Below are 20,386 nucleotides of genomic sequence, written 5' to 3'. Positions count from 1 at the left end.
CTCATATTCTCCTTACATTTACTTTAAAGGATTTATACTCCGGAATACGTGTATTCGGATCGCCGACTGCCGGAGTAAGCATATTTGCTATTTGCACAAGATTTCCGTCAGCCAAAGGATCAATCCCAATAAATCCGTAATTCCAAGGCATACCAACAACATGCACTTTCTTACCATCGATTGTATACGGCTGTAATCTTGGTGTTACAAAAGCCTTTACCTTTAAAGTACCTCTAATAGAGGAAAGTTCTACAAACTCGCCATTTTTAATTCCTTTTTCTTTTGCAAGGTCTGGATCAATCTCAACAAAAGCTTCTGGCGCAGCTTCCGTTGTCACTTTAATTTTGCGGGTAATATTCCCTGATTGATAATGTTCGCACAAACGATACGTCGTACCAACATAAGGGAAATTATCATCATCTACTTCTGATTTTTTATCAAAAACAGAGTTGAATGTGATTGCGACTGGATTGCTTTGCACTTTACTGAACGTATTATGCACTGGCGACTCATAAGACTCGTAATGTTCTGGAATAGGTCCATCGCAGACCATGCCAGTTGGTACAAATAAACGACCTAAACCATAAGGAATCATCAAAAATGGGGCGTCGCCAAGCGGCGCACTTGGTGCACGGTTGGCAATAAAATCTGGCACATCCATGCCTGTCCATTTATTTTGCAACGAATCCCAATGAATCAATTCTTTTTTATCACTGAACGGCTTACCTGCAAGATCGCAACCTGCACGGTTGTAAAGAATACGGCGGTTCATCGGCCAGGCCCATGCCCATTGTGCATGAATTCCAATACCACTTTTTTCTGGAATACGACGTCTGGCAAGATTGCCTTCTGGTGGATACATACCACAATATATCCAGTTACCGCTAGCCGTTGAGCCATCTCCCTTTAATTGCGCAAAGCCTGACAATTGCTTTTTATCGCCAACCGTCCAGCCATTCATTTCTCTAAAGACACGTTCTGTATCATGATGCTCGCCACCATAGCCCCAAGTAAGATCACGAATCGGATCTGGGAATACAGCATTTGCATCTTCTGCATATAAGCGTTTTAACTCTTCTACAAGCAAATGAATCATCACGGAATCTTCTTTACTATCGGCAATCGGTTCTACTGATTTATAACGAATCTGAAGCCAACGACTCGTATTGGTCGCGGATCCATCTTTCTCCATCATGCCAGCTGCCGGGAGTAAAAAGACTTCTGTCTTAATGGTCTTAGGATCAACGCCAGGACGTTTCCAAAAACGATGTGTTTCTGATTCAAAGAGGTCAGCTGCCATAAGCCAATCAAGCTTTTCGAGCGCAGCACCTTGTTTGTTATAATTTGGGCCAGATACGACTGGGTTCATCCCCCAAAGCATCATACCCTCAATGCCACCAGCATACATATCATCAAAGATATCCATGAAGCTGTGTGGACGTGAATATTTAGGCAAATACTCATAGCAGAAATTATTTTCTGGTTGCGCTTTATCACCCCACCATGCTTTTAGCAGGCTGACTGCAAAATTCGGTGCATTTTCCATGAAACTATTCGGTTTTTTAACATTTTTCAAATAATCTTCTAATGTTGCATGTTTTTGTTCTGTTGGTGCTGGCAAATATCCAGTTAAAGCATCATACAAGAGTCCATTATCTGTTGAACCCTGTACATTTGATTCACCACGCATTGCATTGATCCCACCACCAGGAATACCCAGATTTCCCAGTAAAAGTTGTACAATTGCAAACGCTCTGATATTTTGTACGCCATGTGTATGTTGCGTAAGCCCCATTGCATAAAGAAGGGTCGCAGCTTTATCCGGTACACCAGTTGACGCAATAACCTCAGAAATCTTCAAGAAGATATCTTGTTTCATCCCAGTCGTCTTTTCTACCATTTCTGGTGTATAACGGGAATAGAACCTTATCATATGTTGGAATACACACTGAGGATTTTGCAAAGTTTTATCCCGCAGTGGTGCGCCACTCGCATCGATCTGATAATCCCAAGATTTGAAATCATATTGGTTTTTCGTTTCATCCCAACCGCTGAAATAGCCCTCTTTAAACGCAAAATCATCTTTTAAGATATAAGATGCATTGGTGTAATTTACAACGGCTGGTTCAAAATATTTTTTATTCTTCATAATGTAATTTGCAATTGCATTGAAGAACACTACATCTGTACCAGGTCGGATTGGTGCATAAAGATCAGCCAAAACGGAAGATTTCGTATAACGTGGATCTACCGAAATAACAATCGCGCCCTTGTCTCTGGCACGATTAATAAACCGTGATACCCCTGGATGATTTTCCGCTGGATTACCACCACAAATCAAAATAACATCTGCATTGGCCACATCTGGAATAGAATTGGTCATTGCGCCGCGTCCAAAACTAGGAGCAAGACTACCTACTGTTGAAGAATGACAAATACGTGCTTGATGTTCAAGATTCACGATACCTAAAGACTTGGCAAATTTCATGAGTAAGTAATTTTCATCTGTATCATGTGACGCCCCACCCAATTGCGCTAATTTTTCTGTACGGTTAACCGTAACCCCATTATGCGTTTTCGTAAAGCTCTTGTCACGAGTTGCCTTGATACGTTTCGCAATCTCAGGAATTGCCCAGCTCCATTCCTTTTCTTCCCAAGTGTCAGAATAAGGTGCACGATACAGAATCTTTTTCAATCGACGCGGACTGCTGTATAACTCAGCTAAAGATGCGCCCTTTGGACAAAGACCTCCTTCGTTGTTTGGATTGTCTGGATCTCCCTCGACGTTTACGATTTTACCGTCTTTGGAGTATGCCAGTAATCCACAGCCTACCCCACAATAAATACAAAGTGAAGGTGCAACTTTCGTATCCTTCAAACGATATGATTGTGGCGAAGCCATAGCCGGTACTGCTTTATTTCCCTGCCACAAAGCAGCTGCTGTACCTGTTGCCATCAGTTTCAGAAATGATCTTCTTGTAAGTATTGGCATAACTCAACCTCCTTTTTTATACAGGATACGCCTGTTATTTATCTTACACTGTTCAATTTTTAGCAAAACAACTTTTTCTTTTTCAAGAAAAATTATCTCGTAAAATTTATATGTGATAAGATTTCCAATTTATTATAACATATAACTTTTATTTAAATAAACATGCTATCATCATTATTTTTTCTTATGGATGTTTTTGATATTTTTTGTCGACTCTCAATGTCCAAGGAAGGCAACTATTTGTTTATTTTAAAGCCAAAAAAACCTATTTCTCTATCAATTTCTGTAACATATTGATGAAATTTTATTTTAAATTTTATTTTTTTCTACCATGTTTTTATTTACGATTTCTTGTAGAACATAAAATAGTAGGTTATCGTTTGTATTTTGCAAATACACTATTTGTTTTTGCTGGGTTCGTGCATATGAAATAACTTTCTGATAGATCGCATGATTTAAATATTTATAATAAATTGCTACAATATCACTTTGTGCGAGAATATTCACATCAAACTTGACAGCATCTGTCTCAATATAAACAAACTCTGGAAAGCTGTCTTTTAAACGTCTTTGCCATTTTTCATGGCCGCCAACAATCGCAACATTCAACGTTTGAAGTAGAGCCATATCTATAGCCAAAACCTCATCTTTTTGTCCAAATAGTTCTATTGTTCTTTCCATTTGGTCAATTTGTTGACTTTGCTGCTCTATCTGCAATTGCAGATCTTCCAATTGTGAATTTTTTGTATCGTTAAAACGATCAAGCTCTATTTGCTTTTTATTTAACAATTCTTGTTTTTCTCTATTTTGCTTCTCAAGGAATTCAATTTTTTCTAAAAACTGCTGTTCTTGAAGACTTTTTTCTTTTACCTCTTGTTTAAGACTTTTTTGTTCCTCATCATCCACTCGTTCCAATGTTTTTTCTACAATCATTTTTTTTGCATTGTTATACTCACGTGCATAAGCACGAATCACAATTGCCAAAACAATATATTCTTTAAATTCAGTGAAATCAATCTGATCAGCTGTTATATTTTCATCGAACGCACAAAGATAGAGTCCAATCACATCCTGCAAATCTTCCTGACTAAATTGAATGTGTTCCATAGCCCAAAACGGTACTGCATCTAACTTTGGCACAAAGCTCAGACATTGATAAAGCCGATCTGATTTATAGTCTTCACTCTCTTCATAAACACCGATGGCATGCAATATCCCATACTCTTTTTTTAATTTCTTTTTTAATTCTGCCATACAAACTTGCCGTTTTGGGGTAAGATTTTCTTTGATCGGTTCATTGGGCGGATATTGATATTCTTCCATCATGTGTGATAGCAAGTTGATTGCTTGCCGAAACTCAGTATCTTCACGCGAAATTTCTTTCCCCATTGCCATTGCTAAAAATAAAAACGCTGAAAAACAACCCAGAGCTTCTAAATCGGTTTGGGCGGGATGAGATTGGCTATAAATTACTTTTTCCAAGAAATCACTAAAATAGAATTTATGTTGATCTGCATCCAAATAACGATACACATTTTTATAAGCTTTTTTTACCAAACTAAAAATTTCTTTATCAAAACTAGAACACTCTGCTGCATACATCAAAATTCCTAAAACTTTTTTTGAATACAATTCAACTTCTATATTATTTTCACGAAAAAATCTAGATTGGTAAAATTCATTTTCTTTTGCAGACGCAAAAAACTCTTCTTTTTTCTGATAATAAATATGGTCAATGTCCTTATAAACAGCCGTACGCAACCCCAATGCTTTCGCGAGAAACAGTTCCATATGAAAATCTATTGTTTGCTTCATTTACTTCCTCCGTCCTTCACCTTACGTTAAGCAGTTGTATTTCCATTTTTCAGCTTTATTTTCCCTCAGAAAAAACCTATATATACGATTGCTTTGATAATCTACATTTCATCACAAAAAACAAAGTTCCTGCCAAATTCATACATAATTCACAGCAATGTTCCGGGATAAATTTACGGATCGTTATCCTGTAAAAAAACTTAGGAGGCAGATTCTCTGCCTCCTAAGTTTTTCAAGTAAACTATAAAAACTTTACTTTGGTATCGTACCCTCATTACCATGCTCGTTTTTTCTTACTATTTTTATTTATCGTTCTTAAAACCTTGTTTGATTAAAGCCGGATATACGGCTGGAAAATAAACTTGCTTGTAAGCATCTGCAACCTGGCTGCTCCAATTTGTTTCCTGCGATGCATCCCCTGTTTCACTAGCGCGCTTCTTATAATAATCCGCCATTACTATATCATAGTCATCTACCGCCTGTTTCATGTCTTTCGCCTGATAGGTTTCCTTATGTGCAAATACCTGCAATGGAAAACGAGGTTTTTGCGCTGAATTATTTTCAGGATATCCAACAACAAGTCCCGCCACAGGGAATGTACGCTCTGGCAAATTCAACAAATGAATCATTTCTTCGGGGTTTTTCCGGACCGCACCGATTGGCACGATTCCAAGCCCCATAGACTCTGCCGCAACAATGGCTGCTCCCATGGCGAGTCCACAGTCAAAAGTTCCTACCATCGTTCCTTCAAGACTTTCATGGATCAGGGAAGGCATTTTGTTTTTCTCACCCGCGATACTAGTTTTGTAAAAATCAGCCACAAACACCAAGAATACAGGAGCTTGGGCAATCCAATTCTGATTTCCTGCCAATTCTGCAATTTTAGCTTTTTTTGCTTTATCCTTTACAATAACCACCGATAGTTGCTGTCCGTTAATGGAAGTAGGCATCGCCTGTGCGGCTTCTAAGATTGCTTCCAGCATTTCAGCCGATATATCTTTCTCTAAATAACTCCGGATGGATCTATGATTTTTGATTGATTTTATTGTATTGTTCATCATGAACCCTCCAATTTATCTTTATCTGTGTGGAATTCAATTTCTATAGTTTACCCCTCCTAGTCTGCTTGCTTTTTCTATTTCTGATAGATTCTTCGCTTAAAAATCCCAATCGCTAGAAGATTATCTATCGCGATTGGGATTTTTTTGTTATTTTTGAGAGGACATATTCTCTTTTCTTCGATGGAGAAGGAAATCCCTTCTAATTCCAGTGTTTTCGTGGCATGTTCAACTGCTTGATGTCTTGTCTTTAGTATAGTTTCGCCACTTTTCTTTTTAGTTTCTTCACCTTATAATTATATCATATTTGCTATTCTTTTTATAGTTAATAACTTTAGTACAAGCATTAAGCTTTTACATGCCAAACCGTATTAACTTGAGCAGCCAGGGCAATCAACAATGTTTGCATGGCCGCACAGCACAATAAAAATCTCATTGATGAGCATAGACAAATGTATCTTCAATTAAACTTTTCCCTTAAAACTACAAAACTCCTGCCATCAATCTATCACATCCGTTCCAACTACCGGCCCTTCAACAAAATCTGATGAATTATATTCCCATTGATTCCATGGGCACTTTCCATTACTGTCTCGGATAAACTTGGATGGGGATGAATCGTTTTCGCAATATCCTCTGCTTTTAGACCATTACGAATGGCGATGGCACCTTCCATGATGAGGTCGCTGGCATGGGCGCCAAGGATGTGCATGCCTATAACCTTGCCGTTATCAGCATTGGTGATGATTTTTACTAGCCCATCTGTTTCACCCATGGAAACAGCCTTGCCGTTGCTGGCGAAGTTAAATTTGCTGACTTTTATCGCTATGTTTTGTGCCTCAGCCGCTTGCTCGGTAATGCCAACCATCCCTACTTCTGGCGTCGTAAATATACAGCCCGGCACTGCACTGTAATCCATCACAGCCTTGCCGCCCATTGCATTTTCGGCGGCAACCATGCCTTCTGCCGAAGCGGCGTGGGCCCACATTTCTTGTCCAGTTGTATCACCAATGGCGTAAATACCTGCTATATTGGTCTCCATTTTATCATTCACCTTGATACCGTGCTTGCTATATTGAATTCCCGCCGTTTCAAGACCAAGTCCCTCTACTACAGCTTTTCGTCCAGTTGCTATCAATACTTTTTCGACTGCAAGCACTTGGAGCCCCTTACCGTTATCAATGAAAACCTTTACACCGTCAGCACTCGCTTCGATACTCGTTACTTTCGTCTTGGTCAGCATTTTAATGCCTTGTTTACGCAGCGGAATGCCTACCCGTTTTACTAAGTCACAATCGACATTCGGTAAAATGGTTGGAAGCATCTCTACTACGGTAACTTCACAGCCAAAGGCTTGAAAAATAGCAGCAAATTCGATGCCTACCGCACCGCCGCCGATCACGACCATACTGTGCGGTACCTCAGTCATTTCTAACAGCTGATTGCTGTCAATGACGTCAGGCAAATCCTGCCCTGGTATCGGTAAACGCATTGGCACCGATCCTGTAGCAAGGATGATGTTTTTTGCTTCATAACGGATTTGTCCATCAGCTTGCTTAACATTCAAGCGATTCGCGTTCTCCAGCATCGCCGTCCCATGTACCAGGTCGATCGCGTTGCTTTTAATCAACTGCTCAATCCCGCCCCGCAGTTTACGTACCACTTGATTTTTTCGCTCCGTAATCGCAGCAAAATTGAACCCTATATTATCCGCTTGCAAACCAAAGTCAGCGCATTTTTTTAGTTCCTGCCATTTTTCTGCACTCTTTAACAAAGTCTTCGTTGGTATACAACCACGGTTTAAACAGACGCCGCCCAATTGATCTTTTTCTATTAATAAAACCTTTCCGCCTAGCTGGGCAGCTCGTATGGCAGCAACATAGCCACCGGGACCGCCACCGATTACCGCTACATCATATTGCATGTTTTTCCCTCCATCGATTTCGCTATTTTCTATACATCTCAACGCAGCATATTCCAAGAATCCTGACTATATTTTGTGGCAGCAAGCTCCTTACTTATTGCCTGTTCCGCTGCAGTAAGTTCACTGCGCTCCAGCTGTATTCCGAGTGCCGTTGCAAACCCTTCTGGCATCGGACGATATACTTCCTCCCAAGTGACTGGTCTGCCTAGCACTTCTTCCAGAGAAGTCGCCCTGCTTTTTAACATTTGAATCATCTGTTCTCGCTTTTCTTCTGACTGCATTCGCAATAAACCTACGAACTGCTCAGCGGAAAACCGTAAAAGCAAGGAGCCATGTTGTAATATAACACCGTTTTTACGCACTTGCGCACTACCGACGAGCTTTCGCGCTGCTACGGTAAGTTCATAATACGAAGGAGCATCAAAGCAAGCCGCTGACGCAGGTTGCTTTTTTTTCTGTCCATACGCCGCGATTGGCACTGTCATTTCCGCTTTGACCCCCAACTGTTCAAGTCCTGCTAAAAGTCCCTTACTAAAATAGCAATACGATGCCGTAATCGTCCGCGGAATACGCGGAGCATCTTCCCGCACCACGATGCTATAGGTTAATTCAGCATCATGCAGCACCGCTCTGCCGCCAGTTAACCTGCGCACCACATCAATTTGCTGCTTTTTACATTGCTCTACATCGATTTCAGACTTAGACCGTTGAAAATAGCCTAAACTAACCGCCGCTGGCTTCCAGCCATAAAATCTGAGGGTCGGAGGAACTTTACCTGCACTGTGTGCCAGTAGTATGGCTTCATCAACCGCCATATTGGTTGCGGCATCCGCGATTCCACTGTTAATAATTCGCCAGTTCATCATGCACTCCCCTAACAATCCCACACACCTCTATCGCCTCCATCACTTCAAGTAAAGTAAGTGGCTGAGGATAATTGTACATAACGCCACCGGGACGTTCATTATAATAAGGCCGATTACAATCCACACAGCCACTCGTTTGAAAAGCCTGCCCATCCAGCAATACCTCAAACAGCTCTGCTTCTGGTACTTTATACGCGGAAATACAACCATTTTGGTAAGCAATAACGTCTGGCGAATAGCCACATTTAAGCAATTGATGTGCAATTTGAATGCGCCGATACGTAGCAATGTCCGGCGGTAGTTTCTCTGCTAAAGCAGTTCCACGTACAGGCGTAAAGGCAAATAAACCAATGCTGATGCTTTTGTCGATACAGATTGCCATCCGCTGCACCGTCTCTTCTTCACTTTCACCCAAGCCCACGATAAGATGCGTAGTAATATGCCCCGGTAAGGCTTCTGCACAGGCTAGCAGCAGATTCCACGTAGCAGCCCAATCACCATTCTTCACGTTTGCATATAATGCTGGTGTAACGGCATCTAGTGCAATACAAACCCTTTCTGCGCCTCTTGCTACCAGTTCTTCCGCCTGCTCTACTGTTTCCAGATGACTTCCTACGCAGATTGGCACTTCACTACAGTTATGCAGGGACTCAACGGCTCGCACCGTATGTTCCCAGCTATCAGTACTGTCTACCACCTGTAAGCAAGCTCGTTTTAATTTTCCTGCAGTATAAGCATCATTGATACCAGCCGTAGCTTCTTCAATCGCAACCGTCGGCCAAGTCACGCGGGAAAGCAAGTCTGTCCGCGCTGCACTTTCCCGTGACTGGGCACAAAACTGGCAATTGTTTTTGCACTTCTCCCCGAGCATGATATAAGCCGTCGTCGGCAGAGCATTCACCTTAATTTTCTTCTTGCCAATGACGCAAGCTGTACCTGCTGAAATTTTCCAAAGGTTCATAATACACAGCACTCCTCACTTCGTTGAATCGTCCTGCCTAGTTCGTTTGCTAGTTCCACAGCTTTAGGGGTAGGATTCACAATCGTATCGAGTCCGATTTTAACCGCCCATTGATCAATCTCACTACGATATCGTCCCCCCGGTCGCATACAACCTAAGTGAATCGGGATCGACGGACAAGTTTTTCTCGCCCACTTTAATAGTTCTACGACTTCTTCCAGCTTTGGCGGTGAATACTCGGCATACCGCGTTTTGCGCGTTGGCGTAAAAATAATAAAAGTTAAGCTGTCTACACCGAGTTCTCGCAAAAGTTCGATCGCGCGATACTCGCCCTTAAGTTCACCGCCCTGTAGTCCGATGCAAATATGCGGCATCACCTTCACCTGCTGACGTAACGTTTGATAACAATGGATATAATCCTGTACCGTCCGCTTAATACCCAATACTTCACGAATCGTTTCATCATCACCAATAAAATCAAAAGAAACACAGTCAGCAATCTCCGCGATTTTTGCGATTTCCGCTTCATCGATCAAACCGACATGGAGATTGTACCGTCTGCCCTGCTTTAACTCTTTTAGCTCTGCAACATGCTCGACAATCGGAACCTTACCATCGGAACCGCAGCCGCCACTGATTAAAAAACTCGTGGCACGACTCGCCGCCATTGCTGAAATCGGCAGCATATGTTTTAGGTAATGACCACCGCAATGCGCACAGTTTTGCTCGCAATGCGCAGCGGTTACGCTAACGGATTTTGTCTGATTTGGGTAGGCAAAACGGATCATGCCTTCCATCTTAGTACCGGCTTACGAGCTGCTAAGGTCTCATCCAAACGACCAACGACCGTCGTATGGGGTGCACTCTTGATCTCTGTTGCATCCGACTCAGCTTCTTGCGCAATTTTAATCATTACGTCAATAAAAGCATCCAAGGTTTCTTTGCTTTCCGTATCCGTCGGTTCAATCATCATTGCTTCTTCTACAATCATTGGAAAATAAATCGTTGGTGGATGATAGCCATAATCGAGCAGACGTTTCGCAAGATCGAGGGTATGAATCCCATATTGGGCTTGTTTCTTGGAATTTAAGATACACTCATGCATGCAGAAACGATCAAAAGGTGCATGATACTGTTCCTTCAATTGACTCAAGCAGTAATTCGCGTTCATTACGGCATCCTCACTGGCCTGCCGCAGTCCATCTGGTCCCAAAGCACGGATATAGGCATAACCACGAACAATCACACCAAAATTTCCATAAAAAGAATGCACCTTGCCAATAGACTCTGGACGATTATAATCGAGATCATATTTACTGCCATCAAAGGTAATAATCGGCGTCGGTAAATATGATGCAAGACTGCTCTTTACTCCGACAGCACCAGCGCCCGGGCCACCGCCGCCATGTGGTGTACCAAAGGTCTTATGTAGATTAAAATGAACCACATCAAAGCCCATATCACCAGGTCTAACGATACCCATAATCGCATTGGCGTTCGCTCCATCATAATATAACAAACCTCCGGCTTCATGAACGATACTGGCAATCTCTTCAATATTCGTCTCAAATAAGCCCAAGGTACTCGGATTCGTCAACATGAGCGCCGCCGTATCTTTACCAACTGCTGCGCGGAGTGCGCCTAGATTAATCGATCCATCTTCATTTGATTTTATTTCCACGATTTCGAGTCCACATACAGCAGCCGAAGCAGGATTGGTACCATGCGCGGAATCTGGAACGATTACCTTCGTTCGCATTTCCCCTCTATGGCGATGATACGCACGAATCAGTTTGAGCCCTGTCAATTCACCATGCGCCCCAGCAACTGGCTGCATCGTAATCGCATCCATGCCAGCAATTTCGGCAAGATACTGCTCCATATCATAAAGTAGTTCTAGTGCTCCCTGCACAGTTTCCGGCTGCTGCAGCGGATGCACCAATGAAAAGCCGGGATACCGACAAACATCCTCATTCACTTTTGGATTATACTTCATCGTACACGAACCCAGTGGATAAAAACCAGAATCCACACCAAAGTTGCGCTGCGACAACTGCGTATAATGCCGCATTAAATCGAGCTGACTAATCTCTGGCAATGGTGCAGGCTCTTTCCGCAAAAATTCTTGAGGAATCAGTGAATCAATTGCTTCTTCTGGCACATCACATTTCGGCAGATCTAATCCACAGCGACCTGCTTTGCTTATTTCAAAAATCAAGGCTTTTGTTTTCCTCATACCATCGCCCCCAATTTTTCAACTAATTTATCAATATCGCCCTGTGTTCTGTTTTCTGTTACGCATAGGAGCATACAGTTTTTAAGTTCTGGATAATAACACTCCAGATCGAGTCCGCCAATTATTTTTTCCTGTAATAATTCCGCATTGATCTTGGCTACAGGTTTTGGGCAACGGATCACAAACTCTTTAAAATAACTTGCACCAAAAACACTGCTAAACCCACTCAATTTTGTCAGCTCACGGCAAGTATAATGCGCTTTTTGCAGCGACAATCCCGCTACTTTCTGTAAACCGACTTTACCGACAGCACTTAAATAGACAGCTGCGGTCAAGGCACATAGTGCTTCATTCGAGCAGATATTGGAAGTCGCCTTTTCCCTGCGAATATGTTGTTCTCTTGCCTGCAGAGTTAACACAAAGCCACGATTGCCCTCATGGTCTACTGTCTGCCCGACGATACGCCCTGGCATTTTACGCATGAGTTTTTCATTCACCGCAAAAAAGCCTAAATAAGGACCGCCAAAAGCAGGTGCTAACCCCATCGGTTGACCTTCGCCGACTACGATATCAGCACCGAGTACGCCCGGTGCTTCTAAAAGACCTAAGGAAATCGGATCAACCGCAACGATAAGGAGTGCGCCTTGCGCATGCGCGAGCTCAGCAAATTTTTTCACATCTTCCACACAGCCAAAGAAATTCGGTGATTGGAGAATGATCGCTGCTACATTTTTACTCATGAGCTGAGTAGATTCTGCCAAATTGACAGTACCATCCGCGTAGCCGAGTTCTGTTATTGTATAGTCCCGATCCCTTCCATAGGTATGAAGTACATCACGATAATTCGGATGTACGGTACTCGCGACGAGTACTTCACTTCGGCGCATAACACTGCAAGCCATCATCGCTGCCTCAGCTAAGGCCGTACCACCGTCATACATCGAAGCATTGGAAACCTCCATGCCGGTTAACTGGCAAATCATACTCTGATATTCCCACAAAGCCTGCAAATAGCCTTGTGATATCTCTGGCTGATATTGCGTATACGCCGTATAAAACTCCGACCGCCCGATCACATGATCAACCACACTCGGAATGTAGTGATCATAAGCTCCCGCCCCTAGAAAGCAGGTATACTCCTGCAGATTGGCATTTTTGCCCGCTAACTTCTGCATTGCGCTGACAAGTTCAGGTTCAGACATTGCCGGTGGTAAATCAAGTGGCCTTTTAAATAATAATTTATCAGGGATATCACAAAAAATTTCTTCCACTTTTTCTACGCCAATTGCCGCCAGCATCGTCCGTCGATCTTCATCGGTATGAGGTAAATAGCTCCATGCCATTTTAATTACCTTCCTCCGTTATGAATTTTTCGTACTCCTCACTGCTCAGTAAATTATCTAAATCGGCTTGATCGGCTATTTTGATTACTGCGATCCACCCTTCGCCGTAAGGATCTTCATTCATTATTTCTGGCGTATCGGTAAGTGCATCATTTATTTTGACAATTTCGCCGCCAACTGGCGCATAAATATCAGACACCGCCTTCACTGACTCTACCACGCAAAATCCCGCTCCCACAACGACACTCGTATCAGCGATAGGCACTTCAACAAAAACCACATCGCCAAGCTGCGACTGTGCATAATCCGTAATGCCTACTGTTGCCTGATTACCCTCAATTTTTACCCATTCATGGTCACGCGAATACTTTAGTTCTGCTGGAATATTCATACTTTTTGCCCCTCTCTTTTATAAAACGGTTTAGGAATCACCTGTGCTGCTACGTTTTTACCGCGAATTTCTATCGCAAATTCTTGACCAACCTTCGCAAACTCAGTTTCCACTAAAGCAAGTCCAATATTCTTCTCTAAAGTTGGTGCATAGGTTCCGGTGGTTACTGTACCAATACGCCTGCCTTCAGCCATCACTGGATATTCCGCCCGAGCAATACCGCGGCCAGTTATGACAAAGCCAACACTCTTACGTTTTACACCATTTTTCTTTTGCTGTGCCAAAGCAGCCTGACCATTAAACTCACCTTTGTCAAGCTTCACAAACATCCCAATGCCGGCTTCGAGCGGTGAAATATCCTTGGATAACTCATGCCCATATAATGGCAAGCAAGCTTCAAAACGCAAGGTATCTCTACAACCTAACCCCACTGGCAATAATCCATACGGTTTCCCCGCAGCCATGATCGCAGCCCACAGCTCGGCAGCATCCTCAGCCTGACAGTAAATTTCAAAACCATCCTCACCAGTATACCCAGTTCTTGATATAAGAGTTTCCTTACCAGCTACGATTACGTTTGGTAAAAACCAATAATACGCGAGTTCCTCTAGTTTCGTATCTGTCAAATGGCTAAGAATACTCTGTGCCAGAGGTCCTTGCAATGCCAATTGTGCTGTTTTAGCAGATACATTGGTTAGTTCTACCTGAAAGTTTCCTTTATTCTCCTGCATCCACTGCCAATCTTTTTCAATATTAGCCGCATTAATGACCAATAAATAATCCTCTTCACCCTGCTTATAAATTAATAGATCGTCAACGATACCACCATCTTTATAACACATTGGCGTATATTGTATTTTATTCTGGGTAAGGCGAGATACATCATTTGTTACTAAATTTTGCAAGAATGCCAACGCATCATCGCCCTTCACAAGCACCTCGCCCATATGCGAAACATCAAAGAGTCCCGCCTTTTCTCTAACGGCTCGATGTTCCTCTAAAATCCCGCTATACTGCACAGGGAGTAACCATCCACCAAATTCAACGATTTTACCACCATGCTCCAGATGAGTTTCATATAGAGGTGTCTTTTTTGCTTCTGTCATAGTCCCTCTCCTCTTCTTTCTTATATTTGGGCAAAAAATAAAGACAGAGACAAAGGCGGACGAATCCACCTTTGTCTCTGTCTGTTGTACCTGAGAGTTTTGCCTAAAAGGCTCCCCATCGGTGACGCCCATTATCTGAGCGTTCTCTCCAGAGTTTAGTCCGGTTATGGTTCTTTTTACCTGAGAGTTTGACAAAGTTCTTGCTCCTTCGGCGCCGCTTTCGCGATCTCTCCTATAACCATCATTCTAATTTATTATTTCACTGTCATATATACGATTACAATAACATCTCTGTTAATTTATGTCAATGGAGTCTTTTCATATTTACCATTCTTTTTATAGCAAATAGCTTTCGATGTTCGTGTTTCTCAACCTAACTATTTGCCGATTTTATTCAGATTTGGCGCACAACGAAACACCCCAGCGATTTTTAAAATCACTGGGGTGTTTCGTTCCTTCTAACTCCGTCTTGGTGACCAACTCATTGTCTCCATAATCAACCGGACTGCATCGGAAAAACCTTGTCGATAATATACGTCCATTCCGCTCATCATCATACAATTATATTCATCATCAAGTTGTTCCAAGGTTTCCTGTAATTCCAAGGGCAAAACATTTTTGATTTTGTCCTGATACGCAAGGACTTTTTCGCTGGCATGAAAATATTCACTAGAATATTTTCTTAAATCTAAGCCAACCAAAATTTCCTGTTCCTTCGTGGCAGCCAATGAATCAAATACATTTTTCATCATCATTTATATCCCCCATCCTCATTCTGCAAGGGGTTTCTCTATTGTAATCCAATAAAGGAACCCACCCTACAGTTTGTTTCAGGGGAAATCAAAAAAGCGCATGCGCGGGTTTATTCAACCTACACATGCGCTTTGATATATCTTAATTGCATGCAGACGCTAAGCTCCTGTCAAAACTACAATCACATCATATCGAACAAACCATCTCCCTTGTCACTCAAGGAAAATCACGGTATAATAAATTGTCGTCGTAGACAGCTAGCTGTTACGTGTAGGTGCCATACCACCTGCTCGTGCCTAAGAGTGTACCAGCACTCTTAGGACACGGCGACTTTTTTAATTTCCACCTATCTCTAATTATATTACTCTTCGTAACGATTGCAAGTAAAAATAGGCTGAAACATGATTTTTTTTATTATAAAAATCATGTTTTTTTATGGTTTTTAGAAGATATTACCAACGTGAACTTTGTCTTTTAATCTGTAAATAAGTATAGCAGCCATCGATGTATATTCATACTCTGAGTATACATCGATGGCTGCTATTTTTTGCTTACTCCAACATTTATTATAGAATTAAAAAATCTGATACAATATTAAAACGCATCAGATTTTTCACTTTCCAAACTCTTATTAAAACCTGGTGTTCTTTTATCTTTTATTTTTTCAATTAGTACCATCCCGAAATAATATATCATGAGTGATACAATAATTATTGCATAAATATTATCGATGTAAATTGTTCTATTAGTAGAATAAAAACATATTATATTTACAATATAAACAATAAAAAAAGATACTATGGCTAACAATGTTTTTTTTATAAAAGATATTATTTTCCCCATAAACATACTCCTATTTTTCTATCCATCAAATCAAAACCCCATTTGACTACTATATAAACGCTATGGAAACAACTCCAACTACCAGACTTTCACCCTCTGATTAAGGCAACATTATGTTTTAATTACTAGCAAATGTTGAGGAAGAATATCCACTCATAACTTTTTACAATAATTGGATTCGTCTTATCGTTCCAGCCATTATTTTCAGCTAAGGTTCTTTATCATATCTTCCGCAATCTTGATAACTCTTGTCGGTTCATTAGTATATGGTGAAGATCGTATTGCCTCTAACTGAATATGATTTATTTGATTTCCTTCAATAATTAATGTTAAATCCGTAATTACATCTACGGTGAAACTGTGTACTAATAAATAAATATAGTGTAAACGGCGTAATCGCCAATAATCATCTTTCAAACCCTGATAACTATTTAAATGATCTACTGCAGGAGGTTTATCAATTTTTATATCACCTTGTCCAGCAATACACCATTCTAATTGGCTCCATTCTGTCTTACTATAATCATTATTTTTAATTTCTCCTAATAAAATTCTTCGAGCACGCAATTCTGCAATTTCATCAGGAGAAACCGCAACCATTCCACTCAAACTCACCGACATATCCATCATATGATTCGTGTTTAAATCTCGCCTCAATTGCACTGTGAAACTTTCAACATTCTCCTTTACAGCACTTGAAACTGTCACTATTTTAATTTTAAATGAATAATTCCGAAAAGTTAGCGTACTCATTTTTATTTGAAAGTAAAGATTTTGTTGAAGTTTCTTTAAGTACGTTACAGCTTGAGATGTCAGATTATCCAATGTAAGCACTATATTTTCATTATCTTCCTGAATGCTTACAAATCGCATAGGTATTTCATTTAATAAGCACCAATTGCCCGATTCATTAATAGTCGTCGTTAATAGCGAAATGGTCTTTACTCTTGATATTTCTTGTATATCTCTACTCACATTTTTCAGAATAATTCTTCCCTGAATCTGTCCATAATAAACAGGTATCTGCCTTCCATCTTCCTCCAATTTTCTAGAAACAAATGAATGTAACTGATTAACATCAATTGCTCCCTGGGCATCTGCTGCTGCCCCTTTTAATCCATCTAGAACATAAGCCGTAAAATTCCCATGCGATTGATGCTGATGTTCATAAGCACCTTGCATGTATGTACATGCTGCTAAAACCACTTTTCCAGTCCCTTGTATTGTTAATCCACGTAACATTTGTGTATTATCATTTACCGCACGCATCATGGCTCCACTATGACAACAATCAAACATAGCAATCACCGTTTTAGCGGGCGATTTTTCAATATAAGAACGTAAATCCTGCATAGCAATAGCAGTATCTCTAAGATGATTCACATCAGAATCATAGGCAATAAAAAAGCCTTCATCAGCTATTAAAGCACCATGCCCTGCCCAATAAAATACTAAAACGTCCTGATCGTTTGCATTAAGAAAAAAATCTTTAACAGCGGCTGTAATAATAGCCTGAGTAGCCAATGTCTGTTGAATCATTTTACTATCCATAGAGGCAAAATTACTCGGTGGACTCGTAATCACTGTACTCATCTCTACAACATCATTAATAACATTATCCAAACTATGTATAGTTTTATCCAGATATCGATTTACTCCAATAAATAATGCCTTATGTTGTCCCATAAATTATCTCCATTCCTGAAATTTATCAATATTTTTTTTACCATTAAAATTATTGGTTCTATTAATTTTAATTAGATTGTAGTATATATCATCTTTTATATTTTTTTATTGCCCTAACTGTTTCGTTTCATATAAGTATGACACAAATTTTTCTGAAACGTCCTTGCTTAAAAATTCAATCATTTCATCTGTAAAATATGGATATTTTTCAGGAGGAAATCTTCTTTGGCATTCATCAAAAGACTGTGAAATAATGCTAAAACGTGCCTCATCATTGCTTTTTTTATGGCAATAATTCATTAATTCATTAAAACTTTTTTCATAATTAGAAAGACAAATATCATATGTATCTCTTGAAATATTTGTAAAAAATTTTTCTTTTTTAACTGTCTTTATAATAATATCTTTATCACTAGCACCGGTTTCGACATTGTAGTAATAATTTTGTGAAAATGTTTCTCCATCATAATTGTTATTTATTATAATAAAAAATTTAATCGTACTAAATATTTCAACAAAACCTACTAGCTTTTTGGTATTTCTGTCCCCAATTATCGAAACTATATTATACACTCCATATTTATTAAATGTAAAAGGACTATCTTCTGTATACTGCCAAAGAGTTTTTATTTTTTGATCGTCTTTTATAAAATCTATTAGTTCCGATATTTTTTCTTTATCATTTCCTCTATAAATATAAAAATTTGCAATTATTTTCCCTAATGATCGTAAACATTCATCATTGAGCTCAAGTTTAAAAGGTATTTTTTCATCAAGATATTTTTTTTGATGTTGCAAATTCTCCATTGCATTATCAACATCTATACTGGGATATTTCAGTTGTAGGTGTCGTAATGTTTCTAATGCTTCATTTTCATTGCGTGCGGTAATATTAAACTTATTATTTAATTTTTCAACATTAGGAACTGCCTCTGGTTTAAAACCTGGTCTAAGTATGATTTTTTTTCCAGATTGAAGTGTAATTTTAAGGCTAGTTGGCGTTCCTCTGTCTCTCTTAACATTTATCAAATTACACAATGGCTCTAATGTCTTGCTAAGTGCAAAATCTATTACGTCACCTGTTTTAATATTACAATTATTGCAAAGTAATTTAATTGATACTAGCTTACCACCAATCGCATTAGGAATGATATGTTCTTTTGAAATATTCTCGTCATTTATTTCTGCCCCACACAAATAGCAATGATCTGTCATCTCATTTCATCACCTTCTATAATCAAAATATAATATTATTAAATTTTAACTTACACCTATAAAATTCCATACCACGATAAAAATTCCTTCAAGTTCATATATTTCGATATAAGCAACTATAACACTTTATCCATTATAGCCATTGCGACTATTCTTTGTGTTTTTATTTTGTAGTCATATTTAGAGTAACCATGTTTTTCATCCAATTCAGCATCAAGAGCTGTCTGGCTGCTTTCAACCGTAAGCATTTTAACAAAATTATGGGCATCATTCATGTCTTTAATACCATACTCTTCGATAATATCATTGAGTTTGTTATTTTCTTTTTTACTATAATAAAATACCTCCAATATTAGTTTTATTTCACCTAACATTGGAGGTTTACACAATTATTTCAGCACGACCGATTGAACTCATATGCTATCCCTTACTTTTAAACAATAAAAATTATTTTTCTATTAACTTATAAAAGTTGATCAATCTCTGTATAAATACCACGACAATGGCATTCGTGATCTACCCAATCTAAATGATAGTGACCAAAATACCACATTTTATATTGAAGCTGTGGCTCTATCTCCGTTAGCAGCTCAGCCACCTCGTCACAAAAAAAGCTCCAGTCAATTCCTATATCTTTCGTTTTGGGATGCAAAAATCGCACGGGTGCAGCATGTGTGATGACAATATCCACTTTATAGTCTACAGCTTGTAGATTTTTTTTAAGGTTTTCAGTCTCCTCCTGATTGTGAATTTCTTCTTTCCACCAGGATAAATCCAAAACCCGATACTTCCGATCAGTAGAATGTGCGCCACCAAATGCAAGGATTTTCAGCCCACAAATATCAAAAACCTCACCACGCATCAAGTGCAGCACGTTTGACCGTACTTCATGAACATGCCCGCCATTCCATATTTTTATTGGTAAATTGTTTAGCAAATGAAAATTTTCGTGATTACCATCGACAAAAACGGTTGTATAGGGTTGTTTCGCAAGCCAATTCAACCGTTTTTTATCGCCCCAAGACTTGCCGTATTTAGCAGACCACCACGGCAAGCCAAAATCTCCGCAAACGATAACAATATCATCAGCCGTCAGGTTGGCAAAAGGTTCGGCAAACCGTTCTCGTGGCTCACCGTGAATATCACCTGTGATGTAAATTGCCATTGTCAGCACCTCGTCTTTATCTATTCATAATA

The 20,386-nt window shown here is 39.9% G+C and carries 16 protein-coding genes, 1 pseudogene and 1 riboswitch; all 17 genes and pseudogenes read right to left on the bottom strand.

What is annotated here, in order from left to right; all coding sequences use genetic code 11:
- Position 1: 1 nt before the first annotated feature.
- The 17 genes and pseudogenes from fdnG to BMY14_RS06975 all read right to left on the bottom strand — a co-directional run bounded on the left by fdnG (position 2) and on the right by BMY14_RS06975 (position 20,354).
- Positions 2 to 2,992, bottom strand: coding sequence for a formate dehydrogenase-N subunit alpha (gene fdnG, locus BMY14_RS07055; protein WP_091830453.1), 2,991 nt, complete (start codon positions 2,990 to 2,992; stop codon positions 2 to 4).
- A gap of 309 nt (positions 2,993 to 3,301) precedes the next feature.
- Entirely contained in the window at positions 3,302 to 4,807 is a 1,506-nt protein-coding gene (locus tag BMY14_RS07050) for a hypothetical protein (RefSeq protein ID WP_091830451.1), read from the bottom strand.
- A 302-nt stretch (positions 4,808 to 5,109) separates the two neighbouring features.
- On the bottom strand, positions 5,110 to 5,868 hold the full coding sequence (locus tag BMY14_RS07045; RefSeq protein ID WP_245741300.1) for an NADPH-dependent oxidoreductase: 759 nt from the start codon (positions 5,866 to 5,868) through the stop codon (positions 5,110 to 5,112).
- A 520-nt stretch (positions 5,869 to 6,388) separates the two neighbouring features.
- Positions 6,389 to 7,789 (bottom strand): dihydrolipoyl dehydrogenase, encoded by a 1,401-nt coding sequence (gene lpdA, locus BMY14_RS07040; protein ID WP_091830446.1) that lies wholly within the window; start codon positions 7,787 to 7,789, stop codon positions 6,389 to 6,391.
- 38 nt (positions 7,790 to 7,827) lie between these two features.
- A complete protein-coding gene (locus BMY14_RS07035; protein ID WP_245741298.1) occupies positions 7,828 to 8,655 on the bottom strand; it encodes a lipoate--protein ligase family protein in 828 nt (275 codons plus the stop codon).
- Positions 8,633 to 9,616: a LipS2 family lipoyl synthase gene (lipS2, locus tag BMY14_RS07030; protein ID WP_091830442.1), complete on the bottom strand. Its 984-nt coding sequence runs from the start codon at positions 9,614 to 9,616 to the stop codon at positions 8,633 to 8,635. Before lipS2 ends, BMY14_RS07035 begins: the two co-directional genes overlap by 23 nt.
- The gene (gene lipS1 / locus BMY14_RS07025; protein ID WP_245741296.1) at positions 9,613 to 10,413 is read right to left on the bottom strand and encodes a LipS1 family lipoyl synthase; all 801 of its coding nucleotides are present in this window, start codon (positions 10,411 to 10,413) and stop codon (positions 9,613 to 9,615) included. The genes lipS2 and lipS1 overlap by 4 nt, the downstream gene beginning before the upstream one ends.
- The gene (gene gcvPB, locus BMY14_RS07020) at positions 10,401 to 11,852 is read right to left on the bottom strand and encodes an aminomethyl-transferring glycine dehydrogenase subunit GcvPB (RefSeq protein ID WP_091830440.1); all 1,452 of its coding nucleotides are present in this window, start codon (positions 11,850 to 11,852) and stop codon (positions 10,401 to 10,403) included. Before gcvPB ends, lipS1 begins: the two co-directional genes overlap by 13 nt.
- Positions 11,849 to 13,195 carry an aminomethyl-transferring glycine dehydrogenase subunit GcvPA gene (gcvPA, locus tag BMY14_RS07015; protein ID WP_091830438.1) on the bottom strand — a complete coding sequence of 449 codons (1,347 nt, stop codon included), beginning with the start codon at positions 13,193 to 13,195 and terminating at the stop codon, positions 11,849 to 11,851. Before gcvPA ends, gcvPB begins: the two co-directional genes overlap by 4 nt.
- A gap of 1 nt (position 13,196) precedes the next feature.
- Positions 13,197 to 13,586: a glycine cleavage system protein GcvH gene (gene gcvH / locus BMY14_RS07010; protein WP_091830436.1), complete on the bottom strand. Its 390-nt coding sequence runs from the start codon at positions 13,584 to 13,586 to the stop codon at positions 13,197 to 13,199.
- Positions 13,583 to 14,692, bottom strand: coding sequence for a glycine cleavage system aminomethyltransferase GcvT (gcvT, locus tag BMY14_RS07005; protein WP_091830434.1), 1,110 nt, complete (start codon positions 14,690 to 14,692; stop codon positions 13,583 to 13,585). Before gcvT ends, gcvH begins: the two co-directional genes overlap by 4 nt.
- Before the next feature lie 157 nt (positions 14,693 to 14,849).
- Positions 14,850 to 14,937, bottom strand: a riboswitch (glycine riboswitch).
- Between the two features lie 213 nt (positions 14,938 to 15,150).
- Positions 15,151 to 15,447, bottom strand: a complete 297-nt coding sequence (locus tag BMY14_RS07000; protein ID WP_177177509.1) for a hypothetical protein — start codon at positions 15,445 to 15,447, stop codon at positions 15,151 to 15,153.
- A gap of 592 nt (positions 15,448 to 16,039) precedes the next feature.
- Positions 16,040 to 16,288 (bottom strand): hypothetical protein, encoded by a 249-nt coding sequence (locus tag BMY14_RS06995; RefSeq protein WP_091830432.1) that lies wholly within the window; start codon positions 16,286 to 16,288, stop codon positions 16,040 to 16,042.
- Between the two features lie 204 nt (positions 16,289 to 16,492).
- Positions 16,493 to 17,974 (bottom strand): caspase family protein, encoded by a 1,482-nt coding sequence (locus BMY14_RS06990; protein WP_091830431.1) that lies wholly within the window; start codon positions 17,972 to 17,974, stop codon positions 16,493 to 16,495.
- A 105-nt stretch (positions 17,975 to 18,079) separates the two neighbouring features.
- The gene (locus BMY14_RS06985; RefSeq protein ID WP_091830429.1) at positions 18,080 to 19,189 is read right to left on the bottom strand and encodes an HNH endonuclease; all 1,110 of its coding nucleotides are present in this window, start codon (positions 19,187 to 19,189) and stop codon (positions 18,080 to 18,082) included.
- A 132-nt stretch (positions 19,190 to 19,321) separates the two neighbouring features.
- Positions 19,322 to 19,563, bottom strand: a pseudogene (locus tag BMY14_RS06980) (hypothetical protein); the annotation flags it as partial.
- A gap of 89 nt (positions 19,564 to 19,652) precedes the next feature.
- Positions 19,653 to 20,354, bottom strand: a complete 702-nt coding sequence (locus tag BMY14_RS06975) for a metallophosphoesterase family protein (protein WP_091830423.1) — start codon at positions 20,352 to 20,354, stop codon at positions 19,653 to 19,655.
- Positions 20,355 to 20,386: the final 32 nt, after the last annotated feature.

This window comes from Propionispira arboris (assembly GCF_900109225.1).
Taxonomy (GTDB): Bacteria; Bacillota; Negativicutes; order Selenomonadales; family Selenomonadaceae; genus Propionispira; species Propionispira arboris.
This window is presented reverse-complemented; position numbering and strand designations above follow the sequence as displayed.